The following is a 24,584-nucleotide window of genomic DNA, read 5'->3' on the forward strand; positions in this document are numbered from 1 at the left end:
TAGAAACCCTCAGGATCTGCCACTCCGAAGATCCCTCGCCGGTCTAAGGCATACCCAAGCACGAACCAAGGCGAGCCTAAGGTGACGCAAATAAAACCTGCAAGACCGTCAACCGACCAGTCGGTATGCTATGGCGGGTGACAAGGGGGACGATGTGAAGGAAGAACCCGTTCGGCAGCGGTTGCTCGCCGAGGCGACGCGGCTGTTCGCGGCCCGTGGATTCGAGGGGACCTCGGTCCAGGAGATCGTCCAGGCGGCCGGCGTCACCAAGGGCGCCATGTACCACTATTTTGACTCAAAAGACGATCTGCTGCACGAGATCTACGCCCGCCTGCTCCGCATGCAGATGGACCGGCTGACGCGCATCGCCGACGGCCCCGGCACGGTCCGCGAGCGGCTGCACCGGGCCGCGGCCGACGTCGTGGAGACGACGACCGCCAACCTCGACGACTCCAAGATCTTCTTCAGGTCGATGCACCTGCTCGCGACCGAGAAGCAGAAGACCGTGCGCGCCGAGCGCCGCCGCTACCACGAGCGGTTCCGCGACCTGGTGGCCGAGGGGCAGCGCACGGGCGTCCTGAGCGACCGGGTGCCCGCCGAGCTGGTCGTGGACTACTTCTTCGGCTCGGTGCACCACCTGGGCACCTGGTTCCACGCGGACGGGCCGCTGACCGGCGCCCAGGTGGGCAAGCACTTCGCCGACCTACTGCTGAACTCCCTCGGGGCCGGGGACGCCGGCGAGTGAGGCCAGCGCCTCCCGATGGTCGCCGGGCGTGCCGAGCGCGATCTCGGTGGCCTTGGCGCGCTTGAGATACAGATGCACGGGATGCTCCCAGGTCATCCCGATCCCGCCGTGGAGCTGCACCGCCTCCTCGGCGGCGTGCACCGCCACCCCCGCGTTCCACGACTGCGCCACCGCGACCGGGATGTCCCCGGGATCGGCGGCCGCGCCGCGGGCGGCGGCCCTGGCCCTGACCACGTCCAGCCAGAGGTCGGCCAGCCGGTGCTTGATCGCCTGGAACGAGCCGACCGGCCGGGCGAACTGGTGGCGCTCCTTGACGTAGGCGAGCGTCGTGTCCAGGCACCATTCGGCCACGCCGAACTGCTCGGAGGCCAGCAGCCCGGCCCCGAACCGCAGCACGCCGGCCAGGTCGCACTCCCCCACATCGCGGGCCGCCGCGCCCGACAGGGTGACGGTGGCGACCGGCCTGGTCAGGTCGAGCGAGGGCACGACCTCGACGGTGGCGCCCTCGACCTCGTACAGCCTGCCCTCGAAGGGGACGAGGAGCACGTCGGCCACGTCCGCGCCGGCCACCCCGGTGACGGTGCCGGACAGCCGCCCGCCCTCCAGCCGCAGCGACGCCCCGCGCCCCGGCCGGTACGGCGAGGCCGCGAACGACACGACCAGCGCCGCCGTCCTGCGTCCTTCGGCCAGCTCGCCGAGCAGGGCGTCACCGGTGGGCAGCAGCGCCTTCGTGGCCAGCACCGCGCTGGTCAGGAACGGCACCGGCGCCACGGCCCGGCCCAGCTCCTCCAGCACGACGGCCACCTCGCTGGCCGACGCGCCCGCGCCGCCGAGCTCCTCGGGCACGAGGAGCCCGGCGACCCCGATCTCGCCCGCCAGCGTCTTCCACAGGTCCAGGTCGTAGGGCTGCGACTCGACGCGCCCGAGCACCGCGGCGGGCGGGCAGCGGTCGGCGAGCAGGCCGCGCACGGCCGCCCGCAGCTCCTCCTCGACCTCGGAGTAGAGCAGAGTCATCGCGGCAGGTCCTTCCAGGGCACGTCCTTGTCGACGCGGGGCTCGGAGGGCAGGCCGAGCACCCGTTCGGAGATGATGTTGCGCAGGATCTCGGACGTGCCGCCCTCGATCGAGTTGCCCTTGGCCCGCAGGTAGCGGTAGCCGGGGCCGCGGCCGTAGAAGTCGACGTCCTCCGAGCGGCGGAACGTCCAGTCGTCGTAGCCCAGGTCGCGGCGGAGCTCGACGTCGAAGCCGGACAGCGCCTGGTTGAGCTTGGCGAACGACAGCTTCATGCCCGAGCCCTCGGGGCCGGGCTGGCCGGCGGCGAGCTGCTCGCGCAGCCGGGCCCCGGACAGGCGGGTGACCTCGGCCTCCACCCACAGCGCCAGCAGCCGCTGGTGCAGGTCGTGGGTGCGCAGCTCGGGGTGCGCGCGCCAGGCTTCCAGCACCGCGCCGACCATGCCGCCGCCGCGCCGCACGGGCGCGCCGCCGATCGCGACGCGTTCGTTCATCAGCGTGGTCTGCGCGACCCGCCAGCCGTCGCCGACCTCGCCCAGCCGCAGGTCGTCGGAGAGCCGCACGCCGGTCAGGAACACCTCGTTGAACTCGGCCTCGCCGGTGATCTGCCGCAGCGGCCGCACCTCGACGCCTGGGGCCTGCATGTCGCAGACGAAGTACGTCATGCCGCGGTGCTTGGGCACGTCCGGGTCGGTGCGGGTGACCAGGATGGCCCAGCGGGAGTGGTGGGCGCCCGACGTCCAGACCTTCTGGCCGTCGACCACCCACTCCTCGCCGTCCCGGACCGCGCGGGTGGCGAGGGTGGCCAGGTCGGAGCCGGCGCCGGGCTCGCTGAAGAGCTGGCACCAGATCTCCTCGCCGGTCCACAGCGGGCGCAGGAAGCGCCGTTTCTGCTCCGGCGTGCCGAACGCCAGGATCGTCGGCGCGGCCATGCCGAGGCCGATGCCCTGGACGCCGCCGTTGATCTGCGGCGTGCCGGCCAGCTCGTGCTCGACCACCTGCTGCAGCTCCCTGGGCGCGCCGAGGCCGCCGAGCCCTTCGGGGAACCAGACCCAGGCCAGCCCGGCGTCGAACCTGGCCCGCAGGAACTCCAGCCGGTCCCCCTCTGGGTCGTGCTCGCCCAGGAACGCGCGTACGCGCTCCTTGATCTGCGCTTCGTTCACATGAACCTCTTCAGCTCGCGATAGGCCAGGGACCGCTTGTGCACCTCATCGGGACCGTCGGCCAGGCGCAGGGAGCGGGCCCCCGCCCAGAGCGCGGCCAGCGGGAAGTCCTGGGAGACGCCGCCCGCGCCGTGCACCTGGATGGCCTTGTCCAGGATCCATTCGACGGTGATCGGGGTGGAGATCTTGATGGCCTGGATCTCGGTGTGGGCGCCCTGGTTGCCCACGGTGTCCATGAGCCAGGCGGTCTTGAGCACGAGCAGGCGCAACTGCTCGATCCTGATGCGGGACTCGGCGATCCAGTCCTGGACCACGCCCTGCTGGGCGACCGGCTTGCCGAACGCCGTCCTGGACAGGGCCCGCTCGCACATCAGCTCGACCGCGCGCTCGGCCATGCCGATCAGGCGCATGCAGTGGTGGATGCGGCCGGGGCCGAGCCTGGCCTGCGCGATGGCGAAGCCGCCGCCCTCCTCGCCGATCAGGTTCTCGGCCGGGACGCGCACGTCCTCGAAGATCACCTCGGCGTGGCCGCCGTGGTCGGCGTCGGTGTAGCCGAAGACGTGCATGCCGCGCTTGACGTGCAGCCCCGGGGTGTCGCGCGGCACCAGGACCATGCTCTGCCGGCGGTGCTTGGGCGCGTCGGGGTTCGTCTTGCCCATGACGACGAAGATCTTGCAGTTGGGGTTCATCGCGCCGGAGATGAACCACTTGCGGCCGTTGATGACGTACTCGCCGCCGTCGCGGACGATCGAGGTGGCGATGTTGGTGGCGTCGGAGGAGGCGACGTCGGGCTCGGTCATCGCGAAGGCCGACCGGATCTCGCCGTCGAGCAGCGGGCGCAGCCACTCCTCGCGCTGCCACGGGCTGCCGAACATCGACAGCACTTCCATGTTGCCGGTGTCGGGGGCGGCGCAGTTGGTGGCCGTGGGGGCGATGGCGGGGCTGCGGCCCATGATCTCGGCCAGCGGGGCGTACTGGAGGTTCGTCAGGCCGGCGCCGTGCGCGCCGGGCAGGAACAGGTTCCACAGGCCGCGCTTCCTCGCCTCGTCCTTGAGGTCGTCGAGCAGCGGCGGCGGGCTCCAGCCGGCGGCCGCGGCCTGCTCCTCGAAGGCGGGCTCGGCCGGATAGACGCATTCGTCCATGAAGCGGAGCAGGCGCTCGCGCAGGTCCTCGGTGACGGTGTCGAAGGCGAAGTCCATGCCGGTGAGCCTACCGACCGGCCGGTATGGATGTCGACAGGTGGTTCCCCGCAAAAAGGGCCAGGTGGCCGTCAACCTGCGACGGGAGCGCCGCCTATGGTGGCGGCATGACCGCCAAGCTGCCCGCGCCCGTGGTGCTGGAGAACGACGTCGTGCGCCTCGAACCGCTCACCCTGGACCACGTCCCCGACCTGTTCGCCGCCGGCGGCGGGGACGACGAGCTGTGGCGCTGGCTGCCGATCGCCACCCCGCGCACCGAGGACGACCTGGCCAGGACGGCCCACGCGCTCATCGGCGACGACCAGCACGTGCCGTTCGCGGTGATCCCCAAGGAGACCGGGCGGCCGGGCGGCTGGACGACCTACATCGACGTGCCCGGCTTCGACGACAGCGTCGAGATCGGCTGGACCTGGTACGGCCGCGCCCACTGGCGCACCGCGGTGAACACCAACTGCAAGCTGCTGCTGCTCGACCACGCCTTCGGCCTCGGATACAACCGGGTCCTGCTCAAGACCGACGTGCTGAACCTGCGCTCCCAGGCCGCCATCCGGCGCATCGGCGGCGTGCACGAGGGAACCTTGCGCCGCCACCGCAGAAGGCCCGACGGCACCTGGCGCGACACGGTCTATTTCGGCATCCTCGAAGAGGAATGGCCGGAGCACCGGGCTCGACTGAACCGCTGAACGGAAGGCGGCATCTAATCCCGCATGACTGATCGGCTGGGAGGCTACTGGCTCGGCGCCCGGCTCGACGGCGGCGGGCGGACCACCGTCCGCGAGGCCTACGACGAGTCGGGCGGTCGCCATGCCCTCCACCTGCCCGGACCGGGCGCGTACGCGACGGTCCCGGAGGTGCGCTCGGTGCACGCGGCGCGACTGGTCGAGGCGTGCCCGCAGGGCGATCCGCCGTACCTGGTCAGCGAGTACATCGAGGGGCCGACGCTGCGCCAGGTCGTCGAGCGGCACGGCCCGTTCGCCGGTGACGACCTCTACCGCCTGGCCGCCGCCACGGCCACCGCGCTGGCCGCGGTGCACGAGGCGGGGGCGGTGCACGGGTCGCTCACGCCCGACAAGATCATCTTAGGCGCCGAGGGGCCGCGCCTGGTGGGGCTGGGGCTGGCCGACGCCGAGGCCGGCCCGGCGGACGACGTCCGGGCGTGGGGGCGCGTCCTGCTGTTCGCCGCGTACGGGCTCACCGAGCGATTAGGCAACGGGGAGCGCCTCGACCGGCTGTTACGCGGCCTGGTCGCCGCCGCGCTCCACGACGACCCGCAGCGGCGCCCGGACGCCCGCCACCTGCTCATGTCCCTGCTCGACGCCCCGCAGTCCCAGCTCGGCCGCCTGCTGCCGCCCGAGCCGGTCGACGACCCGCCGCTCGGCGAACGCGCCGAGGCCATCTACCTCCAGCTCTGCCGGGCCGACCAGGATCTGGTGCCCGAGGTCTTCCTGCGCCTGGTCGGGCTCGACGAGTCCGGCGGCGACACCGTGGCCCCCGCCCTCCGCGACGACCTGGTCGCCGGACGCGCCCCCGACGAGGTGGCCGCGATCGACCGGGTGCTGGAGGCGTACGGGAAGGCCGGGATCCTGACGGCCGGCGACGGGGGCTCCCTCGCGATCACGTACACGGCGCTGCTGCGGGCCTGGCCGCGCCTGCACGAGTGGCTGGACGGCGAGCGGGAGGGCCTGGCCGTGCACCGGGAGCTGGCCAGGGCGGCGCGGGCCTGGGAGGCGGGCGGGCGCCGCGAGTCCGACCTCTACCAGGGCGAGCCCCTCGACCGGGCGATGGCGTGGGCGGCCGGCGGGCGGCGGCGGGTCACCCTGAGCCCCGGCGAGCAGACCTTCCTGGACGAGGCGCTCGCGCGGGCCCGCGGCGGCGCGCGCAGGCGCCGGAGGCTCATGGTGGGGCTGCTGTCGGGCCTGGTGTCGGTCGCGCTGCTGGCGGCCCTGCTCGCGGTGTGGCAGCGCGGGGCCGCCGAAGGGCGGCTGGAGCAGGCGATGGCCAAGGTCGCCGCGTCGCGGGCCGAGGCGCTGCGGGTGGCCGATCCAGTGACCGCGCGCCGGCTGAGCCTGGCGGCCTGGCGGCTGGCCCAGGTGCCGCAGGCGCGGCGGGCGCTGACGGCGGCCGCCGCCGACCCGGCCGTGGACGTCTTCACCGACCCGCACGCCGGGCCGCGCTCGCTGTACGCGATCAGCGACGACGGCTCCCGGCTGGCCGCGCTGACCGACGACACGGTACGCGTCTACGACGTCCCCGGGCATCGGCGGGTCGCCGAGACGCCCGGTCCCGAGCAGAGCGTGCGGGCGATGGCCTGGTCCCCCGACGGGCGCACGCTGGCCTTCGTCGGCGTGGACCGGTCGTACCTGTGGGACACCGCGTCGGGGCAGGGCGTGGGGCCGCCGTTCGGGAGGGGGCTGGGGGCGCCGGGCGAGCAGTCGGCGTGGTTCAGCCCGGGGGGCGGGCTGCTGTTCGCGGCGGCCCGGCAGTCGGGCGAGCGGTGGGCCTGGGACCTGCGGGCCCGCCGGGCGGCCTTCGTCGGCGAGTACGCGGTGGCCGGTCCCGGCGACCGGGTGGCGCTGACGTTCGACGGCCGGCGTTCGGCGATCCGGCGCGGCGGCCGCGTCACGCCGGCGCCGTGGCTGGACCGGATGCCGTGGGAGTACACGACGTTCGCGCCGGACGGCGAGCGGGTGGCCATCGCCGAGGAGACCGGCATCCAGATCTACGACCTGGACGGCGTGCCCGTGCTCGGCACCCGGCTGCGCCCCTCCCCCGGCCACCTGCGCTTCAGCCCGGACGGGCGGCTGCTGGCCGGGACGGACAACGACCGGGTACGGGTGTGGCGCGTCCCCGACCGCGCGCTGCTGGCCGAACGCCAGGTGCCGGTGGGCGGCGCGGACCGGCCGGCGCAGGCGGTGCCGGCGGGCGACGGGCGGACGGCCCGCGTGCTGGCCGCCGGCGGGACGGTGCTCACGCTGGATCTGGCCCGGTCGCCCGCGGCCGGCGACCCGGCGGCGGCGGTGTGCGCCCGCTACGGGGGCCTGTCGGCCGCGGACTGGGCCCGGCACCTGCCCGAGGTGCCCTACCGGCCGACCTGCCCCGGCTGATTCCGCCTGATCACCGCCAATATGCGAATTTTTCTCGAATTCGTAGCGTGGATCTTGAACCAACCCCCTTGCCGGGCACGTAACCGTAGTCATACGGTCACCGTGAGCTGTTGGTCGAAGAGAAGGAGAGTTCCCCCCGTATGGGCAGGCATGAGGCACCCCCCAAGGACGAGTCGCCGGAGGCCGAGTCCGGCACGGCCGACGGCCACCGGGAGCCTCGCGGCAAACACGCGAGGGACGGCGAGGACGCGGGCGGCGAGGAGTAGGCCACCCGAGGCCACGCAGGGCCGACACGGGCGCCGGCGGTGCTATCCGCCGGCGCCCTCGTCACGCAGCATGCCGGTCAGCAGGTCGCGCAGCGCGAGGGTGAGCTCCTCCATACTGGGCACCGAGCCCGCGCCGGCGATCGCGTCGAACATCAGCCCCTCCCCGAAGGCCACGAGCTGGCGGGCGTGGCGCACCGGGTCCTTCGACCCCAGGGCGGCCATCATGGCGGGCGCCGGGTCGCGGAAGCGGCGGCCCGCCCGGTTGTAGATCTCGCGCAGCTCCGGACGCCTGGTGGCCTCCAGGGCCAGCTCGTAGCGGGCCAGGGTGCGCCTGCGGTCGTCGAGCTGCACGCGTACCGCCTCGGCCAGCCGGGCGGGCAGGTCGTCGAAGCTGAGCGGCACCGGCTCGTAGGCGATCGCCATGGCCTTCATCTCCAGCTCGGTGAGCCGGGACAGGGTCAGCTCCAGCAGGGCGGCCCGGGTACGGGCCAGGTTGGACGTGGACCCGGGCGGCAGCCCGGCGGCCTCGTCGACGGCGCGGTGGGTGAGGCCGCGCATGCCCCGCTCGGCCAGCAGGGTGATGGCCGTGTCGGCCACGGCGTCCGCTCGTTTCACGGACCGAATACTACAGGGGTAGTGCGAGCGCACTACAGGCGTAGTACGCTGACACTACAGACGTAGTAACCAAAGGAGGGCGTCATGCCCAAGGCTGTGGTGATCGGTGGCGGCATCGGAGGGCTGGCCTGCGGCGTGGCCCTGCGCCGTAAGGGGTGGGAGGTGAGCGTCCTGGAGCGGGCGGCCGCCGTCGAGCCCGTCGGGTCGGGGCTGGCGGTCGCCGCCAACGCCCTCAAGGCGCTCGACACGCTGGGACTGGGCGACCGGGTGCGCGAGCTGTCCACGGTGGAGGGGCCGCTCGGCGTGCGGCGGGCGGACGGCCGCTGGCTGACGCGCACCACCACCGGCCACGCCGACGCCCGGTACGGGGACTCGGTGGTCGTCATGCTGCGGGCGACCCTCATGGACGTGCTCGCCGGCGCCCTGGAACCGGGCGTCCTGCGGCTGGGCGTCACCGTGACGGGCGTGGACGCCGAGCGCGGGATCGTGCGCACGGACGCGGGCGAGATCGAGGCCGGCCTCGTCGTGGGCGCCGACGGCATCCGCTCGGCGACCCGGCGGGCGCTCTTCCCCGGCCATCCGGGGCCGGTGTACTCCGGGGTGACGGCGTGGCGGGCGCTCGTCTCGCGCAACGGGCTGGAGATCCCCCGGTCGGAGAGCTGGGGCAGGGGGCTGGTGTTCGGCGTCCACCAGCTCACCGACGACCTGGTCTACCTGTACGCCACCGACCTGTCACCCGCCGGCGCCGCCCACGGGGACGAGCGGGAGGAACTGCTGCGCAGGTTCGGCGGCTGGCACGAGCCGATCCCGGCGCTGCTGCGGGCCGCCGACCCGGCCCGGATCATCCGCAACGACGTCCACTACCTGAAGACGCCGCTGCCCGCCCTGCACCGGGGCAAGGTGGCGCTGGTGGGCGACGCGGCCCATCCGATGACCCCGAACCTGGGGCAGGGCGCCTGCCAGGCGCTGGAGGACGCCGTGGTGCTCGCGCACGCGGCGGACGGCGACCTGGCCGCCTACACCGCCGCCCGGCTGGCGCGCACGTCGGGCGTCGTGCGGCAGTCGATGACGATCTGCCGGGTCACCAAGCTGCGCAACCCGCTCGCGGTACGGCTGCGCGACCTCGCGGTGAGCGCGGCGGGCCGGCTCAGCCCGGAGCTGATGCTGCGTTCGATGGACGACGTGCTGTCCTGGCGTCCGCCGGTGGAGGCGGTCACTGACCGGACGCGGGCCGCCGGCCGGTGACCGCGCCCTCGGACGCCGTCTCGGACGCCGTCTCGGACGCCGTCTCGGCGGCCCTCTCGGCTGCCACCGTCGCGGAGGTGAGCACCGGGGGCACGGGGGCGGGGGCCGGGGCCGGCTTGGAGTGGTCGGGGGTGAGGCGGCCGAGGGTGATCGTGCCGCCGATGGTCAGCGCCCCGGCCAGCAGGGCGGGGATCGCCGTGGACGGGCTGGCAGGCAGCGGTTCGCCGAGCAGGATCGCCCCCGCCAGCACCGAGGTGATCGGGTCGATGACCTGGACGCCGGCGTAGGCGATGCCGAAGTAGCCGACCGCGTACGAGCGCTGGAGCAGCACCACCGCGCAGACCAGCAGCACCGGCACGGCCAGCGTGAACCAGTGGATCAGCCGCCCCCAGTCGCCCTCCAGCCCGCCGCCGACCACCCGGACGAACGTCGAGACGCTCGCGGTCACCACGCCGGCGCCCACCGACAGCAGCAGGGCCCGCGCGGGCCCGTGGAAGCGCCGCGCGAGCACCTGCGAGACCAGCGCGATCGCCGCGATGACGCCCAGGAAGGCGAGCGCGGCGCCGCTGCTCAGGTGGGGCGTGACGTTGTGCTGCGGCACCAGCAGCATGAGCCAGAGCAGGCCCACGGCCACGGCGATCGAGCCGAGGATCTCCGCCCGGTACGGTTTGCGCCCGTACATGAAGGCGGCCAGCGGCACCGCGAACACCAGGGTGGCCACGCTGATCGGCTGCACGGCCACCAGCGGCGCGAAGCTGAGCGCCACGGCGTGCAGGCACGCCCCGGTGAAGCCGATGACGCCGCCGATCCACCAGCGGGGGCGCCGGACCAGCTTGAGCGAGGCGCCCGCGGCCACGGCCTCGTACTGTTGGAGGGCGGCGCCGAGCGCGTATCCCAGCGCTCCGGCCAGCGCGATGAGCAGCCCGATCCAGGTCATCGGCGCCCACGCAGGGGCAGGGGTCCGTGCAGGAGCATTGCTCCAGCTTAAGAGCCGAGCGGAGCACTACCATCATTCTTTAGGCTGATAAATCGACCAATTGGGGCCGCCACCTGCACGAACTTGTGGCTGATCCTTGAGCCTCCGCGGGGGCGTCGCGGGGCCTACGATTGCTCGGGAACCACGCAGAACAGGTGGCCCTCCGGGTCCTGCAGCACGATCCAGCGCGTGCCCTCCTCGGTGACGCCCGGCTGGAACTCCGGCTTGACCGCCCCGAGCGCGGTGTACTCCTCGACCGCCTTGTCCAGGTCGGGCACGCGGAAGTCGAGATGGAACTTCTTGTCGGCGCTGGGCCACTCGCCCGGCTTGTAACCGGGGACGCGGCCGAAGTAGATGCTCGTGGTGCCGTCGCCGATCGCCGCGTACTCCTCCTCGGAGTACTGGATCTCGAAGCCGGTCACCTCGTGGTAGAAGGCGGCCAGCTTCCGGGGGTCGTCGCAGTCGATGGTGAAGGCGATGAGCTTGGCTTTCGTCGTCATGCGTCCATGCTCGCAGGCGTACCTGTCATCTTCTGTCAGGTACGCCCGGCGGGTTCAGCCGCGGCGCGTGGCGGCGGTCACCCGCTTGAGGATCCGGTCCCATTCCGTGCCGAACGGGTTGTCCTGCACCAGGTACGTCCAGGTGGCCGACGGGCGCTTGAGGTCGGGCTCGGGGGCCTCGAACGACTCCAGCGAGCGGCGTTCGACCTCGGCCTGCAGCGCCTTGTACTCGGCCACGGCCTCCCGCTGGAACTCGTCGACCGGGCTCATCCGGCCCAGCGCGCGCAGGTGGATGCCCTCGCGCAGGTCGTTGAGGAAGGCCAGGTGCTCGGTCCAGCAGGTGTCGATGGCGTGCAGGACGATCTGGCGGGCCGTCTCGTCCCTGGTGTCCTCGGGCAGCTCGGCCCAGCGCTCGGGGTCGGCCTCGGCCAGCGCCCTGGCGGCGGCGTCGCCGTGGAGGACCTTGTCGCGCCATTCGAGGATCAGCTCACGCTGGTGTTCGAGCAGGCGGGTGTAGCGCCAGGTGTTGCGGTGGATCTCCAGGTTGACGCCCTCGGCCACCCGCTGGGCGTGGCCCACGATGTAGGCGCCGCGCCGGTGGCGCACCAGGCCGTCGGGGTCGGCGGCGGGGGGCCGCTCGTCGGGGACGAACTGGGTGATCAGGTCGTCGGTCATGCTGACGAAGAAGACCGAGCCGCCGGGGTCGCCCTGCCGGCCGGCCCGGCCGCGGAGCTGGTCGTCGAGGCGGCTGCTGGCGTGGCGGCCGGAGCCGATGACGTAGAGGCCGCCGAGCTCGGCCACGCCCTCGCCGAGCCGGATGTCGGTGCCGCGACCGGCCATCTGGGTGGAGACGGTGATCGCGCCGCGCTCGCCCGCCCTGGCGATGATCGTGGCCTCTTCCGCGTCGTTCTTGGCGTTGAGGACGACCGGTTCCATGCCGCGTCGCTGCAGCAGCTTGGCCAGGTTCTCCGACTCGGCCACGTCGAGGGTGCCGATGAGGATCGGCCGGCCCGTCTCGTGCACCTCCTGGATCTCCTCGACCAGCGCGGCGTCCTTGTCGGGGACGGTCGGGTAGATGCGGTCGGGCTCGTCCTGCCGCACGCACGGCCGGTTGGACGGGATGACCGCGACCTTGAGGCCGTAGAACTCGCCGAGCTGCTCGTTGACCGCGACGGCGGTGCCCGTCATGCCGCAGATCTGCGGGTAGCGGCGGATGAGCCCCTGGACGGTGATCGAGTCGAGGATCTCGCCCTTCTCGCTCGGCGGCAGCGCCTCCTTGGCCTCCACGGCCGCCTGGAGCCCGTCGGGCCAGCGCTGCAGCAGCGCGACCCGGCCGCGCGAGGGGTTGATCAGCTGCACCCTGCCGTCGCGCACGATGTAGTCGACGTCGCGGGCGAGCAGCGCGTGGGCGTGCAGGGCGAGGTTGAGCTCGATGAGCGTGCCGGGCTCGTGCTCGTCGTAGAGCTCGACGCCGAGGATGTTCTCGACGCTGTCGGCGCCCTTGGGGGTGAGGTAGACGTTGCGCGCCTGCTCGTCGATCTCGTAGTGGTAGCCGCGGACCAGCGTGCGCACCAGCGCCGCCATCTCCGGCACCGCGCTGCCTGGGTCGGCCGCGCCGGCCATCACCAGCGGCACCCGGGCCTCGTCGACCAGCACGGAGTCGGCCTCGTCGATCAGCGCCACCTCGGGCGCGGGCACGACGATCTCGGCCGGGTCGGTGCGCAGCCGGTCGCGCAGCACGTCGAAGCCGATCTCGCTGACCGGCCCGTACGTGACGTCCTTGGCGTAGGCGGCGCGGCGCTCCTCCGGGGTGGAGTTCTGGTCGATCCAGCCCACGCTGACGCCGAGCGCCTCGTAGAGCGGGCCCATCCACTCGGCGTCACGCCTGGCCAGGTAGTCGTTGACGGACATCACGTGGACGCGCTTGCCCTGCAACGCGTAACCGGCGGCGGCCATGGCGCCCGACAGGGTCTTGCCCTCGCCGGTCGCCATCTCGGCCACCTTGCCGTCGAGCAGGGCGAGCGTGCCCAGCAACTGCACGTCGTACGGCCTGAGCCCGAGGGTGCGGTCGGCGGCCTCGCGTACGACGGCGCAGAACTCGGCCAGATCGTCCATGGCCGGCGTCGGCAGCTCGTCGAGCTTCCCGACGCGGCCGGCGCGCTCTTCGGCCGCCTTGACGATCTTCAGATAGGGGCTCAGGTTCACGCCGCCTGGACGATCCAGGAGGTTTCTGAATATTCCCTTTATCGAGGCCACAGTTCCTCCAACGCACGTTTCGCCGGCGCCGTTCCGTTATGCCGAAATGAGAGAACGGAGCGACGATACGGCAAGCGTCGCCGTACCGGACCTTAACTCATCACGGGCCCTGGACCTCACATCTCCGTTTCCGCTTTCAGCGCGAGAACGGCGACCGCGGCGAGCAGGAGCGCGCACCCGCCCCAGGCGAGCGGGGTCAGCCGCTCGCCGAACAGCAGGACGCCGATCAGCGCCGCCCCGGCCGCCTCGCCCAGCGAGATGATCGAGACCGTGGTGGCCGGCAACGCGGTGAGCGCCCGGAAGAACAGGCCGTAGGCCAGGGCGGTGGGCACCGCGCCCAGGTAGACCAGCAGCGCCACCGACGACACGCTCAGCTCGGGCAGCACGCCCGCCGGCAGGGCGAAGGGCGCCAGGCAGGCCGCCCCGACCGCGAACCCGCCGACCGCGGTGCCCTGCGGGTCGGCCGCCCGGTGGTAGCGGGAGAAGAGCGTCACGCCGGCGTACCCGGCGGCCGAGAGCAGGGCGTACCCGATCCCGGCCCCGCTGCCGGACGGAGAGTCGGCCCGGACGACCGACTCCCAGGTGAGCAGGACCAGCCCGGCCGGCGCGGCGGCCAGCGCGGCGCGGGCGACCGGGCTGAGCGGCTCGCGCAGCAGCAGCCGCCCGCCGAGGGCGGTGATGATCGGCGTGGCGCCCATGGTCACGACCGTCGCGACCGCGACGCCGGACCCGGCGATGGCCGCGAAGTACGCGGTCTGGTAGACGGCCATGCCGGCGCCGACCGGCAGGACGTGCCAGGTGAGCCGGCGCGGACGCGCCGCGCGGCGGGTGAGCGCGAGCAGGAAGGCGGCGCCGAGCAGGTAGCGCCAGAGCGAGACGCCGACGGGGCCGAGGTGGCTCGACTCGAACAGCAGCGCGCCGGCGGCGCCGCCGGTGCCCCAGGCCGTGGCGGCCACGGAGACGTAGACGGCGCCACGGCGGGCGGAGACAGGGGTCATGACAGGAGTTCTCCGGATGGAGTGGTCGGAATGGGCCCGTACGCGGGCAGCAACCACCCCCGGATCGGTCAGACCCGGAGAATCCTGAAACGCCGCCGCCCGCTAGAGGGCCGGCGGCGGGGAGCAGACGAGGAATCGACGCGGCATGGGCGCCACCCTAGCCGCCGTCCGCCACGAAAAGCAGCAGGGTTTTCACGGCTTGCGGGCCACGCCGCCCAGCAGCAGCTCTTCCCAGGGGGCCAGCGGGCCGGGCAGCCGCTCGTCGGGGTGCCATTCGGGGAAGTGCACCACCCCGGGCTCGACCAGCACGAGCCCGTCGAAGTACGCCTCGATCGCCGCGCGCTCGCGGAAGTGGCCGGTGCCCATGGTGGCCTGGAGCAGCGCCTCCAGGGCCTTGGCCTTGGGGTTGCCCGAGGCGAGCATGTTGGAGACGGCCAGGTGGCTGCCGGGGGCGAGTTCGGCGACGTACCGGCGGACCAGGCCGTGGGGGTCGTCGGCGTCGGGGAACAGGTGCAGCAGCCCGATGGCCAGCAGGGCCGTGGGCTGGTCGAGGTCGATCAGGCGGCCCAGCTCGGGGTGGCCGAGCACGGCCTCGACGTCGCGGGCGTCGGCGGTGATCGCGGTGGCGCCGGGGTTGCCGCTCAGGATGGCGCGGGCGTGCGGCTCGACCATGGGGTCGATGTCCACGTAGACGACCCTGGTACGAGGGTCGGCGAACTGGGCGACCTCGTGCGTGTTCTCGATGGTCGGCAGCCCGGCGCCGAGGTCGATGATCTGCCTGATGCCCGCCTCGCGGACGAGGAAGTCGACGATCCGGCCGATGAAGGCCCGGTTGCACCAGACGAGGTCGACCACCTCGGGCACGGCGTCCCTGAGCCGGCGCGCCACCGAGCGGTCGACGGAGAAGTTCTCCACGCCGCCGAGCAGGCAGTCGTGCACGCGGGCCACGCTGGGACGCGTGACGTCGACGCCCGGAGGGGCCCACTCCTGCGCCTCGCCGACGATCATCCGGCCCCCCTTTCAGTCCGTGACGCGGATCGTATCCGTCGCCACCGACGCTTTGTTGGGGGTTTACCGGAGCCTGTCCGGGTAGCGGGAGTCTTGCCCGAGAAAAGACGGAAGAAGAGAGGAAGAGAGCCCAATGGAGCTCTGGAACTATCGTCCTGACGTCTATGACCGGGGTCAGAGTCTGGATCTCGTGGGGTACCACGTCCAGGCGACCGACGGGAAGATCGGGTCCGTCGACGAGGCGACGTACGAGGTCGGCGAGAGCTACATCATCGTCGACACCGGTCCCTGGATCTTCGGCAAGAAGGTGATGCTGCCGGCGCAGGTCGTCACGCGCATCGACCCTCAGGAGCGCAACGTGCACGTCGCGCGCACCAAGGCCGAGATCAAGGACGCGCCCGAGTTCGACGAGGGCAGGTACAAGGAGCCCGAGTACCGCACGCGGCTGGGTGACTACTACGGCCGCTACGGCGGGTGACCCTCGCAGTCTGTCCTAGAGAGAGGGCCGCGTCCGAACAGGGCGCGGCCCTCCGCCCGTTCCGGGCCGCCCCCGCAGGGGCGGCGGGTCAGGGGCGGCAGGTCAGGGCCACCGGCTCTCGCGGCCGGCCACCACCGGCTCGCTCAGCACGCCCAGCCGCTCCAGCAGCGTCACGAACGTCGTCGCGTACGGCGAGTCGGCCACCACCGCCACCACCCGCGGCCAGTCCACCTGCTCGCGCAGCGCCCGCACCTGGGCCAGCAGGGAGCCGTAGTCGCAGGCGTGCTCCGACAGCGGCAGCAGCCACGAGATGACCAGGTCGGTGGCCTCCAGGACGGGCACGATCACCGCGGACGCCTTCAGCGGCTCGGCCCGGTCCAGCAGCTCCTCGGTGATCTCGTGGTCGGAGACCCGGAAGATCAGATCGACCAGCCGGCCCTCGTCGTACGCCTTGACCAGCCAGTCCTCCGGCGGTTTGGCGGTCTCGAAGCCCAGCCCGCGCAGGGCTTCCAGGGCGGCGGGCACGTCGTGCTCGGTGAGCACGAAGTCCACGTCGTGCAGGGAGGGGGCGGCGCCTCTGGCGTAGGCCGCGCAGCCGCCGGCCAGCGCGAACTTCACCCCGGCGTCCTTCAGCCCGGAGCTCGCGCGCTTCAACGTGTCAAGGATGGCGTCAGTGACCGCATGACCATGGCTGCTCATGGTTCCGGGCTACCCTCACGATCGTCATGTAGACGTTGCCGGCAGCCCAAGAGACCGCCCGGAAGAGGGCGCGTAGAGGCAGGGGTTGAGGGTAGCGCCACACCCTATGACCGACATGCTGGAGAAGACGGAACGGGCCTACGGCAACGGGCATGACCGTCCGCTGCGCGGCTACCTGGGCATCCTCGCCACGTACGGCGTGGGGGTGGCCGGTGCGGCGGCGGCCGCGGTGCTCACCAAGAGGAAGCTGCCCGAGCGGGTCGGCGTCCTCGACCTCGCGCTCATGGCGGCCTGCACGCACAAGGTCTCCCGGCGCCTGGCCAAGGACCCCGTCATGAGCCCCCTGCGGGCGCCCTTCACCAAGTACGAGGGTCAGGGCGGCCCGTCGGAGGTCCAGGAGGAGCCGCGCGGGCCGATGGGCGAGCTGCTGGCCTGCCCGTTCTGCCTGGCCCAGTGGGCGGCCACCGCGTACGCCGTGGGCCTGGTCTTCGCCCCCAGGGTGACCAGGCTGGTCGGCGCCACGATGACCGCGGTGGCCGTCTCCGACTGGCTGCAGCTCGGGTACGCCAAGCTGATGAAGTCCGCGGACTAGCGCACCCTGGGGAGCACTTCGCGTTCGTAGAAGTCGAAGAACGCGTCCTGCTCCGTGCCTATCTGGTTGACGTAGACCTCGTCGAACCCCGCGTCCACGTACTCCTTGAGCGCCCGCGCGTGGACCTCGGGGTCGGGGCCGACCGGGCTGCCGCCCACGGCCTCGTCCTCGGTGACCGACTCGGCGAGCTGCTCGAAGTGGCGCGGCAGCGGCAGGATCTGCGACGCCTCCCCCTTGATCCCCTGCGTGGGCCACAGGCGGTGGACGGTCTTGCGCGCGGTGGCCTCGTCGGCGGCGTAGCACGCCTTGAGGCCGCCGAGCGCCGGTTTGCCCGCGCCGCCCGCCTCGCGGAACCGCGTGACCGACTCGGCGTCCGGCGCGGTGGAGATGTAGCCGTCGGCCAGCCGGCCGGCCAGCGTCGTGGACTTCTCGCCGAACCCCGACATCAGGATGGGCACCGGCTCGTCGGGGAGCGTGTAGAGCCGGGCCGTGTCCACGCGGTAGTGGGCGCCCCGGTGGGTCACCAGCTTGCCGGTGAACAACTCGCGCATCAGCCCGACGGCCTCTTCGAGCATCTCCAGGCGTTCGCTGAGCGGGGGCCAGCGCGACTCGACGACGTGCTCGTTCAGCGCCTCGCCGGTGCCCACGCCGAGCCGGAACCGTCCGCCGGTGAGCGCCCCGGTGGTGGCGGCGGCCTGCGCGACGACGACCGGGTGCGTACGGATGAGGGGGCAGGTGACGGCGGTGGTGATGGGCAGCGAGGTCGCCTCGGCCAGCGCGCCCAGCACGGACCAGACGAAGGGCGCCTGGCCCTGCTCGTCCAGCCAGGGGTGGAAGTGGTCGGAGATCCACAGAGCCTCGAAACCGGCGCGTTCTGCGGCCTTGGCCTGACGCACCAGTTCTTTGGGCCCGTGTTCCTCACACGACAAGAAATAGCCGAATGTCGTCATGAATCACCACCTGCCCGTTACGGCGGAGGAAAACATGTTACGGAGTCGCGCGTGGGGGCAGTTGCAGTCACATGGCTACTTTGCTTTGGATCATCGCCGTAATCCTCGTCATCTCCGGGATCTACGTGATTCTGGCCCGTCGCGACCTCCTTTGGGGGATCGTGCTCATCGTCCTCGGCTTCCTCGTGGGGCCGGGTGGGGTCAGCATCTTCAATGTGTAGGGCGGACGCCGCTCCGCACTCCGTCCGTGACGACCCGCTGGGCCGAACCTCGAGAACGGCCCAGCGGATCACCTAGTTTTGCCGAAATATCAGCACCACCTGCCCTCAATCCCGAATGATCGGGCATGGGGAGCGAGTGAGCAGATTTCCGCCGTTCAGCCGCTACGAGATGAACGCGGCTTCGGCACGGGTCCGTGAGCAACTTGTTCACGTTCGCCGCCACCTGCGTACCCAGGCCATCCTCGACGAGGCCACGGCCCGCCTGGCCACCCGGCTCAACATCCGCCCAGGCGAGGCCGCCGAGCAACTCGCCAGGATGGCCCAGCACAGCGGTCTGGAGCTGACCGAGGTCGCCAAGGGCATCGAACGGCCGTCCGAGCTGGTGCTCGAACGACCCGAGGTGCCCGAGTGGGTACGCGGCATGCTGGCGGGCGTGCATGCCTCGGCCCTCTTCCTCACCCCCGTCCAGGACGACGCGGGCCGCGTCGTGGACTTCCTCGTCGTGGCCGCGAACGAGCACGCCAGGACCCCCGCCGGACGCACGGCCGACGACCTGGCCGGACGCCGCCTGCTTGAGGTCAGCCCCGGCGTGGCCGGTTCCGGCCTGCTGGACGACTACATCGCCGTGTACGAGTCGGGCGAGTCCCTGCACCACATGCCGCTGGAGTTCGTCGAGGCCATGGACTACCGGCTGTGGCCGGCGACCCTCGCCGTGCGCGCCGCGCGCGTGGACGAGGGCCTGCTGGTGAGCTGGCGCATCCTCGACGACGAGGAACTGCTGGTCTCCGGCTGGGAACGCGCCCAGCGCCTGGCCGAGCTGGGCTGGGGCGAGTGGAACCTGGCGACCGAGCGCACCCTGTGGACGCCGCAGATGTACGAGATGTTCGGCCGCGACCGCGCCGACGGCCCGATGCCCCTGGAGGAGCTGCCCGGCGTGGTGGTCGCCGAGGACCTCCCCGTCATGGACGAGCAGATCCGCACGCTGCTGGAGTTCCGCGAGGCCGTCGAGAACGAGTTCCGCATCCAGCACCGGCACGGCGTACGCCACCTGTGCGTCTACAGCGAGCCGCTGCTCGACGCGGACGGCGTGCCGGTCAAGGTCCGCTGCCTGGTCCAGGACGTCACGAAGAACCGCCGCAGGGAACGCGCGCTGGCCGTGGCGCACGAGCAGGCGACCAGGGAGAAGGAACGGGCCGAGCAGGAGCACCGGATCACCGTCCAGCTCCAGAACACGATCCTGCCGATCCGCCGGGGCCTCATCCGGCTTCCGGGGCTCGCCGTCGGCGTGCGCTACCTGCCGAGCGAGGACCTGGCCAGGCTCGGCGGCGACTGGTTCAAGGCCCGGCTGATCACCGACGGCCGCGTGCTGCTGGCCATCGGCGACGCCATGGGCCACGGCCTGACCGCCGCGAGCATCATGCTGCAGATGCGCTCGGGGCTGGCCGGCCTGGCCTACACCGGCGCTCCCGCCGGTCAGCTCACCACCTGGCTGAACGACCTCATCGTGCACTCCAACGAGGACGTCACCGTCACGGGAACCGCGATCATCGGCCACTTCGACCCCGAGCGCCGCACGTTCGCCTGGACCAACGCCGGCCACCTCGCGCCCGTCCTCATCAGGGACGGGCGCGGGCAGGCCGTCGACGGGGTCACCGGCACGCTGCTGGGGGCCTTCGACGCGGCCGAGTACGACATGACGGTCACCCAGCTCGAACCGGGCGACACCCTCGTCATGTACACCGACGGCGTCGTCGAGCGGCGCGGGCGGGACCTGGACGTCGGCATCGCCGCGCTGCTGCGGGCCTCGCACTCGTGCGTGGGGGACGACCCCGAGCAGCTGATCGACTGCCTGCTGCACCGGCTCGGCGCCGACGACTCCACCGACGACGTGTGCGTGATCGCCGCACGCGTGCTGTGATCTTCCGGGGTCAGTCGTCGTAGTGGTTGCCCGGCTCCTCCAGGCAGTAGACGCCGTACGCCCTGCCGAGGACGGGCAGGGCGACGTTGCGCACCCGGATGCCGCCCGAGGTCATGCCCTTCTCCGTGCCCTTGTGGGCGTGCCCGTGCAGGATGAGGTCGGCGCCCGCCGTGTCCACCGCCTCGGCCAGCAGGTAGCTTCCGAGGAAGGGGTAGATCTCCAGCGGCTCGCCCTCCAGCGTCTCCTTGATCGGGGAGTAGTGGGACAGCACCACGCGCTGGTCGGCCACGAGCTCCTTGAGCGCGACCTTCCACGCCTCGGCGATGTAGCGCGTGTGGGAGATGAAGTTCTTGATCTCGCGCTCGCCGAACTCGCTGGCGCTCTTGCCGGCGAACCCGCCGCCGAACCCCTTGCCGCCGACCACGCCCAGCTTCCGGTCACCGCACTGGATCACCGCGCCGTCGTCGTCGAGCACGATGACGCCGGCGTCGCGCAGCTCGGCGGCGATCTCGTACTGCAGGTCGGAGTGGTAGTCGTGGTTGCCCAGGACCGCCACGGTGGGGATGGGCAGGCCGCGCAGCTCGTCGGCCACGACCCGGCCCTCCTCCAGCGTGCCGTGCCGGGTGAGGTCTCCCGCGACCATGAACACGTCGGCACGTTCCTCGATGCCCTCAAGCCTGCGCCGGTACTGGCCTCTGACGTCCTCGCCCAGGTGGATGTCGCCCACCGCCGCGATTCGCAGGTCAGTCAAGATGCTCATCCTCCCCCGGCGCCGAGACGTCGACCACGCGTATCTCGTTGTGCAGGTGCAGCTGGGGCGCGATCTCCCGCGCCACCTCGCCGAGCCTGTCGCGCTGCTCGGCTCCGCTCACCTGACCACGCAGGAACAACTGGTCGCCGCGGACGTCGACCCGGATGCCCAGCTCGTGCGTGCGTCCGTCCTCGGCCAGCGCCTGTTGGACGCGGGCCGCGACGTACTGCGGAGCTTCCATCGCTTGCCTCCTTCTATTGTCGCCGCATGCCCGGGGATTAAGGGCTCAAACGGCGCGAATAAGGTCTATAACGGCCCGTTCCACCGTCCCGTGGGTGGCGAGCTGCCCGTAGTCGGCGTCCGCTCCGAGCTCGGTGAGGGCCGCGGAGATCGTCCTGTCCTGGTCGTACGCCTCCACCACCCGCGGGTCCACGTACGACGCCCGCGCCACGGTCGGCGTGTTGCCCAGATACTCGGCCACCTCCCGCATCACCCGGGTGACCGCCCGCTTCCTGGCGGCGCCGCTCCCCCGGGCGTGCTTGGAGACCGCCAGGCCCACGGCGGCCAGGACGGTCGCGTGCCAGGTCCGGAAGTCCTTGGCGCTTACCTCGCAGCCGAGCAGTTCGCGCAGGTAGTCGTTGATGTCCTCGCTCTTGACGTCACCCCAGCCGCCCTCCGGACGGCGGTAGCGGAGCAGTTCGCCCTCCGCGCCGAGCGCCTTGAGCGAACGCAGCACCGTGCAGGCTCCGGGGTCGGCCACCACGACCTCGCGGGAGATGTCCCCCTTGGCCTGGTAGGCGCAGGTCACCACGCCGTTGCTGCAGGTCACGTGGTCCATCCGCAGGGTGGCCAGGCCGTAGGTGTCGTAGCTCTCGCCGCCGATCCTGAAGAAGCCGACGTCCAGCAGGCGGGCGGCGGCGGCCAGCACCCGGTCCCTGGTCAGGCCGCGGCCCTTGAGGCGGTCGTCCACGGCCTTGCGGAACGCGGGCAGGCGCTCGGCCACCTCCAGCACGTGGTCGAACTTCGCCTTGTCCTGCTGCTCGCGCCACAGGTCGTGGTAGCGGTACTGCCTGCGTCCTGCCGCGTCCACGCCGACGGCCTGGAGGTGGCCGTACGGGGAGGGGCAGATCCACACGTCCTTCCACGCCGGGGGGATGACGAGCGACCTGATGCGCTCCAGCGTCGCCTTGTCGCGCACCGGCCGCCCGTCCGGTCCTTCGTAGCTGAACCCGCGCCCGCGACGGCGCCTGACGATCCCCGGCTCACTCTGGTCACTGGGATGTAGCTCGGGCACGCAGGGCGGCTACCCAGCACGTTAGGCAACAAACAGGACGGGCAGGTGAGCGGCATGCCTGAGAACACGGATGACGGTAGATGGCACGAAGAGGGTGACCGGAAGGGCCACCCCATGGTGCCCGCCACACCGCGCGACGTGGTGCACATCAGGGTGGGATCGTTCATTCTGGTGTTCCTCTTCGCGTTCACGGTGCTGGGGCTCATAGCAGGAGCGCCGGTGATGGCAGGGATCGCGATCGTGTTGTTCATCATCACGATCGTCGACATCGCCCTGGCGATCCGGCGGCAGAAGGACCGAAACACTGGAGAGGCAGGCTGACAACCGACATGGCATCCCTTCGAGGACGCGTGGTAGTGGTGACGGGCGCGAGCGGCGGGGTCGGACGGGCGGTGGTGCGCGAGCTGGGCGCTCGCGGCGCGCGGGTGGCCCTGATCGCCCGCGGCACGGCGGGCCTTGGCGCGGCCGCCGTGGACGTGGGAACCGCGGGCGGGGACGCGAAGGTCTACGAGGCGGACGTGGCCGACTACGAGCAGGTGAAGGCGGCGGCGGAGCGCATCGAGGCGGAGATGGGACCGATCTCCGCCTGGATCAACACCGCCTTCTCCTCAGTCTTCGCCAAGTTCACCGATATTTCGCCAGATGAGTACGCTCGTACGACTTCGGTGACGTACCTCGGCTACGTGTGGGGCACCAAGGTCGCCCTCGACCTCATGGGCCCCCGCAACGCCGGGACCGTCGTCCAGGTCGGCTCGGCGCTGAGCCATCGCGGCATCCCCCTCCAGTCGGCGTACTGCGGGGCCAAGCACGCCATCAAGGGCTTCACCGAGTCGCTGCGCACCGAGCTGCTGGCCGACCGGAGCGGCATCGACGTCACGCTCGTCCAGCTCCCTGCGGTCAACACCCCTCAGTTCGAGTGGGTGCTGTCCAAGCTGCGGCGGCACCCCCAGCCCGTCCCCCCGATCTACCAGCCGGAGGTCGCGGCGCGCGCCATCGTGTACGCCGCCGAGCACCCCGGACGCAAGGAATACTGGGTGGGCGCCAGCACCGCGGCCACCCTCATGGCCCAGCGCGTCGCCCCCGCCCTGGTGGACCGGTACCTCGCCAGGACCGGCATCCAGTCCCAGCAGACGGACGAGAAGCAGCCGAGCGGGGTGTCGAACCTCTGGGAGCCGGCCGACGAGGACAAGGACTACGGGGCGCACGGCACGTTCGACCGGCGCTCACACGGTCACAGCCCGCAGGTGTGGCTGTCGCAGCATCGGCGGGCTGTGATGGTGGCGGCGGGGGGTTTGGCTGCGGCGGTGACGGTGGCTCGGCGGCTCGCCCGCTGACCCGGCTTCTTCTTCGGGCTCCCGCCCGGCACCTGGTCACCGGGTGGGCCGCGGGAGCCCACCCGGGGTGCTCGCTTCGCTCGCCATGGCCACCCGCCTCGGGGCCGATTACCAGGTGGGCCATGGGAGCACCAGGTGCACAGCGGTGCCCCCCGAGGTACCAGCCAGGCCCTACCGCCCATCTGGCAGCGGACCTACTCACCCTCCACCAGCCGTCCCGCAGATCACTGGCCAGGCAACGGGAAGGTCCCCGGCCACTGCGATGTCCGTGGTCGCAGGGCCGCCCGAGCTGATCAAGGCGGTGCGGCTCAGCGCCCCGGCAAGGCTCGCTCCAGCTCGATCAGAGCCAGCGCGGGCCCCTCCTCGAACTCGTGGTCGTGAGTCCTGCCGGTCTCGGTGAAGCCGTTCTTGGCGTAGAAGCGGCGAGCCTGGGCCGAGTCCCGGAGCGTCCACAGGTGCACGTCGTCGTACCCGGCGTCGCGTGCCGCGTCCAGGACTGCCATCAGCAGAACAGCGGCGATGCCGCTGCCCCAGACGTCCGGATGGGCGAAGAAGGTATAGATCTCCGCGGAGCCGGGACGGGAGGTGGAGGCCCCGAACCGGGCGAAGGCCCCGGGCCGGTCGTTCAGGCGTGCCAGCAGGATCGGGTCCGCGCCCTCGGCCAGGATGCCGTGCCACTTGCCGCGCCGCTCCTCGATCCCGGCCTCGGCGACCTTCGGCGCGCACAGCGGGCCGTGCGAGACGCCCCAGGACAGGGCGTGAATCTCGCCGAGGACGTCCCCGTCCCCAGGTTGCGCGGGGTTGACCGTGATCACGTCAGGCATGACTCAGACACTACTGTCGGCTCCCGTTGCCGACTCGTCCGGGGCTGGGACTCGACAGCACTGCCGCATTCGTGACGCTGCCGTTGGGGGCGATCAGGCGGAGCGACTCCAGGAGGGCCTTGTCCGCCAGCTCGGCCAGGTGATCGCGCCCGCCGGCGATCAGCAACCGCCGGAGCCTTTCGAACTCCACCGCGCTCAGTTGGCCGATGCTGAGGCTGGAGGCGTCGGCCGACCAGTCGACCTGGCCGCGAGCGATCATGACCTCGCGCTGCTGGTGCGGGGGGAACGGCAGGCACTGCTTGCCGAGGCGACGGGTGGCGAGGCCCGCGGCGTCGCTGTGCGGCATCACCCCCGCGGGACCGTGATCAGGATCAGCTGTACGCCTTCGACGAACCCGCTCTTCCACGAAAGCGGTGATCGGCGGGTTCGTCCGGCCG

Annotated in this window: 27 protein-coding genes; 11 read left to right on the plus strand and 16 right to left on the minus strand. The window is 71.9% G+C overall.

Annotated elements, in window-relative coordinates:
* Window positions 1–130 precede the first annotated feature (130 nt).
* Window positions 131–745: a TetR/AcrR family transcriptional regulator gene (locus tag ACIBST_RS15930; RefSeq protein ID WP_397172270.1), complete on the plus strand. Its 615-nt coding sequence runs from the start codon at window positions 131–133 to the stop codon at window positions 743–745.
* On the opposite strand, the gene ACIBST_RS15935 is transcribed toward ACIBST_RS15930, so the two are convergent.
* Genes ACIBST_RS15935 through ACIBST_RS15945 form a run of 3 tightly spaced genes read right to left on the minus strand, consistent with a single transcriptional unit; the run spans window position 704 to window position 4,118 of the window.
* Window positions 704–1,759, minus strand: coding sequence for an acyl-CoA dehydrogenase family protein (locus tag ACIBST_RS15935; RefSeq protein ID WP_397172271.1), 1,056 nt, complete (start codon window positions 1,757–1,759; stop codon window positions 704–706). The two genes, ACIBST_RS15930 and ACIBST_RS15935, sit on opposite strands and share 42 nt — an antisense overlap.
* Window positions 1,756–2,919, minus strand: a complete 1,164-nt coding sequence (locus tag ACIBST_RS15940; protein ID WP_397172273.1) for an acyl-CoA dehydrogenase family protein — start codon at window positions 2,917–2,919, stop codon at window positions 1,756–1,758. The genes ACIBST_RS15935 and ACIBST_RS15940 overlap by 4 nt, the downstream gene beginning before the upstream one ends.
* Complete coding sequence (locus tag ACIBST_RS15945) at window positions 2,916–4,118, minus strand: acyl-CoA dehydrogenase family protein (RefSeq protein WP_397172274.1); 1,203 nt, start codon at window positions 4,116–4,118, stop codon at window positions 2,916–2,918. Before ACIBST_RS15945 ends, ACIBST_RS15940 begins: the two co-directional genes overlap by 4 nt.
* 107 nt (window positions 4,119–4,225) lie before the next feature.
* On the opposite strand from ACIBST_RS15945, the gene ACIBST_RS15950 reads away from it, so the two are divergent.
* The 3 genes from ACIBST_RS15950 to ACIBST_RS15960 all read left to right on the plus strand — a co-directional run bounded on the left by ACIBST_RS15950 (window position 4,226) and on the right by ACIBST_RS15960 (window position 7,488).
* Window positions 4,226–4,801: a GNAT family N-acetyltransferase gene (locus tag ACIBST_RS15950; RefSeq protein ID WP_397172276.1), complete on the plus strand. Its 576-nt coding sequence runs from the start codon at window positions 4,226–4,228 to the stop codon at window positions 4,799–4,801.
* Between the two features lie 24 nt (window positions 4,802–4,825).
* Window positions 4,826–7,222, plus strand: coding sequence for a hypothetical protein (locus tag ACIBST_RS15955; protein ID WP_397172278.1), 2,397 nt, complete (start codon window positions 4,826–4,828; stop codon window positions 7,220–7,222).
* Window positions 7,223–7,362: 140 nt separating this feature from the next.
* Window positions 7,363–7,488, plus strand: a complete 126-nt coding sequence (locus ACIBST_RS15960; RefSeq protein WP_397172279.1) for a hypothetical protein — start codon at window positions 7,363–7,365, stop codon at window positions 7,486–7,488.
* 42 nt (window positions 7,489–7,530) lie between these two features.
* Here ACIBST_RS15960 and ACIBST_RS15965 read toward each other — a convergent pair whose 3' ends face one another.
* Window positions 7,531–8,103: a TetR/AcrR family transcriptional regulator gene (locus ACIBST_RS15965; RefSeq protein ID WP_397172281.1), complete on the minus strand. Its 573-nt coding sequence runs from the start codon at window positions 8,101–8,103 to the stop codon at window positions 7,531–7,533.
* Between the two features lie 84 nt (window positions 8,104–8,187).
* On the opposite strand from ACIBST_RS15965, the gene ACIBST_RS15970 reads away from it, so the two are divergent.
* The gene (locus ACIBST_RS15970; protein WP_397172283.1) at window positions 8,188–9,348 is read left to right on the plus strand and encodes an FAD-dependent monooxygenase; all 1,161 of its coding nucleotides are present in this window, start codon (window positions 8,188–8,190) and stop codon (window positions 9,346–9,348) included.
* On the opposite strand, the gene ACIBST_RS15975 is transcribed toward ACIBST_RS15970, so the two are convergent.
* The 5 genes from ACIBST_RS15975 to ACIBST_RS15995 all read right to left on the minus strand — a co-directional run bounded on the left by ACIBST_RS15975 (window position 9,317) and on the right by ACIBST_RS15995 (window position 15,086).
* Complete coding sequence (locus ACIBST_RS15975; protein WP_397172284.1) at window positions 9,317–10,285, minus strand: DMT family transporter; 969 nt, start codon at window positions 10,283–10,285, stop codon at window positions 9,317–9,319. The two genes, ACIBST_RS15970 and ACIBST_RS15975, sit on opposite strands and share 32 nt — an antisense overlap.
* 164 nt (window positions 10,286–10,449) lie before the next feature.
* Window positions 10,450–10,824: a VOC family protein gene (locus ACIBST_RS15980; RefSeq protein ID WP_397172286.1), complete on the minus strand. Its 375-nt coding sequence runs from the start codon at window positions 10,822–10,824 to the stop codon at window positions 10,450–10,452.
* Between the two features lie 54 nt (window positions 10,825–10,878).
* The gene (secA2, locus tag ACIBST_RS15985) at window positions 10,879–13,029 is read right to left on the minus strand and encodes an accessory Sec system translocase SecA2 (protein WP_397172287.1); all 2,151 of its coding nucleotides are present in this window, start codon (window positions 13,027–13,029) and stop codon (window positions 10,879–10,881) included.
* 167 nt (window positions 13,030–13,196) lie between these two features.
* Complete coding sequence (locus ACIBST_RS15990; protein ID WP_397172288.1) at window positions 13,197–14,078, minus strand: DMT family transporter; 882 nt, start codon at window positions 14,076–14,078, stop codon at window positions 13,197–13,199.
* Between the two features lie 192 nt (window positions 14,079–14,270).
* Window positions 14,271–15,086 (minus strand): SAM-dependent methyltransferase, encoded by an 816-nt coding sequence (locus ACIBST_RS15995; protein WP_397172290.1) that lies wholly within the window; start codon window positions 15,084–15,086, stop codon window positions 14,271–14,273.
* Window positions 15,087–15,276: 190 nt separating this feature from the next.
* Here ACIBST_RS15995 and ACIBST_RS16000 point away from each other — a divergent pair, with 190 nt between their 5' ends.
* Window positions 15,277–15,564 carry a PRC-barrel domain containing protein gene (locus tag ACIBST_RS16000; RefSeq protein ID WP_352352063.1) on the plus strand — a complete coding sequence of 96 codons (288 nt, stop codon included), beginning with the start codon at window positions 15,277–15,279 and terminating at the stop codon, window positions 15,562–15,564.
* Window positions 15,565–15,666: 102 nt separating this feature from the next.
* On the opposite strand, the gene ACIBST_RS16005 is transcribed toward ACIBST_RS16000, so the two are convergent.
* Window positions 15,667–16,218: a nucleotidyltransferase gene (locus ACIBST_RS16005; protein ID WP_397172292.1), complete on the minus strand. Its 552-nt coding sequence runs from the start codon at window positions 16,216–16,218 to the stop codon at window positions 15,667–15,669.
* Window positions 16,219–16,369: 151 nt separating this feature from the next.
* Between ACIBST_RS16005 and ACIBST_RS16010 the strand changes: the two genes are divergently transcribed.
* Window positions 16,370–16,855 (plus strand): DUF1360 domain-containing protein, encoded by a 486-nt coding sequence (locus ACIBST_RS16010; protein WP_397172293.1) that lies wholly within the window; start codon window positions 16,370–16,372, stop codon window positions 16,853–16,855.
* On the opposite strand, the gene ACIBST_RS16015 is transcribed toward ACIBST_RS16010, so the two are convergent.
* Window positions 16,852–17,805, minus strand: a complete 954-nt coding sequence (locus ACIBST_RS16015; RefSeq protein ID WP_397172294.1) for a TIGR03557 family F420-dependent LLM class oxidoreductase — start codon at window positions 17,803–17,805, stop codon at window positions 16,852–16,854. The genes ACIBST_RS16010 and ACIBST_RS16015 overlap by 4 nt on opposite strands.
* A 71-nt stretch (window positions 17,806–17,876) precedes the next feature.
* On the opposite strand from ACIBST_RS16015, the gene ACIBST_RS16020 reads away from it, so the two are divergent.
* Both ACIBST_RS16020 and ACIBST_RS16025 read left to right on the plus strand, forming a co-directional pair.
* Window positions 17,877–18,026 (plus strand): GPGG-motif small membrane protein, encoded by a 150-nt coding sequence (locus ACIBST_RS16020; protein WP_165959640.1) that lies wholly within the window; start codon window positions 17,877–17,879, stop codon window positions 18,024–18,026.
* A gap of 136 nt (window positions 18,027–18,162) precedes the next feature.
* Window positions 18,163–19,944 (plus strand): PP2C family protein-serine/threonine phosphatase, encoded by a 1,782-nt coding sequence (locus ACIBST_RS16025; protein ID WP_397172296.1) that lies wholly within the window; start codon window positions 18,163–18,165, stop codon window positions 19,942–19,944.
* Between the two features lie 10 nt (window positions 19,945–19,954).
* Here the strand turns inward: ACIBST_RS16025 and ACIBST_RS16030 are convergent, their stop codons facing one another.
* From ACIBST_RS16030 to ACIBST_RS16040, 3 genes are read right to left on the minus strand one after another with little or no spacing between them, the layout of a single operon-like run.
* Window positions 19,955–20,695, minus strand: a complete 741-nt coding sequence (locus tag ACIBST_RS16030) for a metallophosphoesterase (RefSeq protein WP_397172298.1) — start codon at window positions 20,693–20,695, stop codon at window positions 19,955–19,957.
* Window positions 20,688–20,936: a BON domain-containing protein gene (locus ACIBST_RS16035; protein ID WP_397172299.1), complete on the minus strand. Its 249-nt coding sequence runs from the start codon at window positions 20,934–20,936 to the stop codon at window positions 20,688–20,690. The genes ACIBST_RS16030 and ACIBST_RS16035 overlap by 8 nt, the downstream gene beginning before the upstream one ends.
* Before the next feature lie 45 nt (window positions 20,937–20,981).
* Window positions 20,982–21,989 carry a DNA topoisomerase IB gene (locus ACIBST_RS16040; RefSeq protein WP_397172301.1) on the minus strand — a complete coding sequence of 336 codons (1,008 nt, stop codon included), beginning with the start codon at window positions 21,987–21,989 and terminating at the stop codon, window positions 20,982–20,984.
* A gap of 54 nt (window positions 21,990–22,043) precedes the next feature.
* Here ACIBST_RS16040 and ACIBST_RS16045 point away from each other — a divergent pair, with 54 nt between their 5' ends.
* Window positions 22,044–22,310 (plus strand): hypothetical protein, encoded by a 267-nt coding sequence (locus ACIBST_RS16045; RefSeq protein ID WP_352319527.1) that lies wholly within the window; start codon window positions 22,044–22,046, stop codon window positions 22,308–22,310.
* Between the two features lie 8 nt (window positions 22,311–22,318).
* Window positions 22,319–23,323 (plus strand): SDR family oxidoreductase, encoded by a 1,005-nt coding sequence (locus ACIBST_RS16050; protein WP_397172303.1) that lies wholly within the window; start codon window positions 22,319–22,321, stop codon window positions 23,321–23,323.
* A gap of 308 nt (window positions 23,324–23,631) precedes the next feature.
* Here the strand turns inward: ACIBST_RS16050 and ACIBST_RS16055 are convergent, their stop codons facing one another.
* Together ACIBST_RS16055 and ACIBST_RS16060 are read right to left on the minus strand one after the other, a co-directional pair.
* Window positions 23,632–24,147 carry a GNAT family N-acetyltransferase gene (locus ACIBST_RS16055; protein WP_397172304.1) on the minus strand — a complete coding sequence of 172 codons (516 nt, stop codon included), beginning with the start codon at window positions 24,145–24,147 and terminating at the stop codon, window positions 23,632–23,634.
* 10 nt (window positions 24,148–24,157) lie between these two features.
* Window positions 24,158–24,493 carry a hypothetical protein gene (locus ACIBST_RS16060; RefSeq protein WP_397172306.1) on the minus strand — a complete coding sequence of 112 codons (336 nt, stop codon included), beginning with the start codon at window positions 24,491–24,493 and terminating at the stop codon, window positions 24,158–24,160.
* Between the last annotated feature and the right edge of the window lie 91 nt (window positions 24,494–24,584).

Origin of the sequence: Nonomuraea sp. NPDC049684 (genome assembly GCF_044465345.1) — a bacterium.
Classification (GTDB): Bacteria; Actinomycetota; Actinomycetes; order Streptosporangiales; family Streptosporangiaceae; genus Nonomuraea.

Coding starts and splice junctions, on each gene's coding strand:
- ACIBST_RS15930 (WP_397172270.1), top strand. CDS start 131: ATGGCGGGTGACAAGGGGGACGATGTGAAGGAAGAACCCGTTCGGCAG.
- ACIBST_RS15935 (WP_397172271.1), bottom strand. CDS start 1,759: ATGACTCTGCTCTACTCCGAGGTCGAGGAGGAGCTGCGGGCGGCCGTG.
- ACIBST_RS15945 (WP_397172274.1), bottom strand. CDS start 4,118: ATGGACTTCGCCTTCGACACCGTCACCGAGGACCTGCGCGAGCGCCTG.
- ACIBST_RS15950 (WP_397172276.1), top strand. CDS start 4,226: ATGACCGCCAAGCTGCCCGCGCCCGTGGTGCTGGAGAACGACGTCGTG.
- ACIBST_RS15955 (WP_397172278.1), top strand. CDS start 4,826: ATGACTGATCGGCTGGGAGGCTACTGGCTCGGCGCCCGGCTCGACGGC.
- ACIBST_RS15960 (WP_397172279.1), top strand. CDS start 7,363: ATGGGCAGGCATGAGGCACCCCCCAAGGACGAGTCGCCGGAGGCCGAG.
- ACIBST_RS15970 (WP_397172283.1), top strand. CDS start 8,188: ATGCCCAAGGCTGTGGTGATCGGTGGCGGCATCGGAGGGCTGGCCTGC.
- ACIBST_RS15975 (WP_397172284.1), bottom strand. CDS start 10,285: ATGACCTGGATCGGGCTGCTCATCGCGCTGGCCGGAGCGCTGGGATAC.
- ACIBST_RS15980 (WP_397172286.1), bottom strand. CDS start 10,824: ATGACGACGAAAGCCAAGCTCATCGCCTTCACCATCGACTGCGACGAC.
- ACIBST_RS15990 (WP_397172288.1), bottom strand. CDS start 14,078: ATGACCCCTGTCTCCGCCCGCCGTGGCGCCGTCTACGTCTCCGTGGCC.
- ACIBST_RS15995 (WP_397172290.1), bottom strand. CDS start 15,086: ATGATCGTCGGCGAGGCGCAGGAGTGGGCCCCTCCGGGCGTCGACGTC.
- ACIBST_RS16010 (WP_397172293.1), top strand. CDS start 16,370: ATGACCGACATGCTGGAGAAGACGGAACGGGCCTACGGCAACGGGCAT.
- ACIBST_RS16015 (WP_397172294.1), bottom strand. CDS start 17,805: ATGACGACATTCGGCTATTTCTTGTCGTGTGAGGAACACGGGCCCAAA.
- ACIBST_RS16020 (WP_165959640.1), top strand. CDS start 17,877: ATGGCTACTTTGCTTTGGATCATCGCCGTAATCCTCGTCATCTCCGGG.
- ACIBST_RS16035 (WP_397172299.1), bottom strand. CDS start 20,936: ATGGAAGCTCCGCAGTACGTCGCGGCCCGCGTCCAACAGGCGCTGGCC.
- ACIBST_RS16045 (WP_352319527.1), top strand. CDS start 22,044: ATGCCTGAGAACACGGATGACGGTAGATGGCACGAAGAGGGTGACCGG.
- ACIBST_RS16050 (WP_397172303.1), top strand. CDS start 22,319: ATGGCATCCCTTCGAGGACGCGTGGTAGTGGTGACGGGCGCGAGCGGC.
- ACIBST_RS16055 (WP_397172304.1), bottom strand. CDS start 24,147: ATGCCTGACGTGATCACGGTCAACCCCGCGCAACCTGGGGACGGGGAC.
- ACIBST_RS16060 (WP_397172306.1), bottom strand. CDS start 24,493: ATGCCGCACAGCGACGCCGCGGGCCTCGCCACCCGTCGCCTCGGCAAG.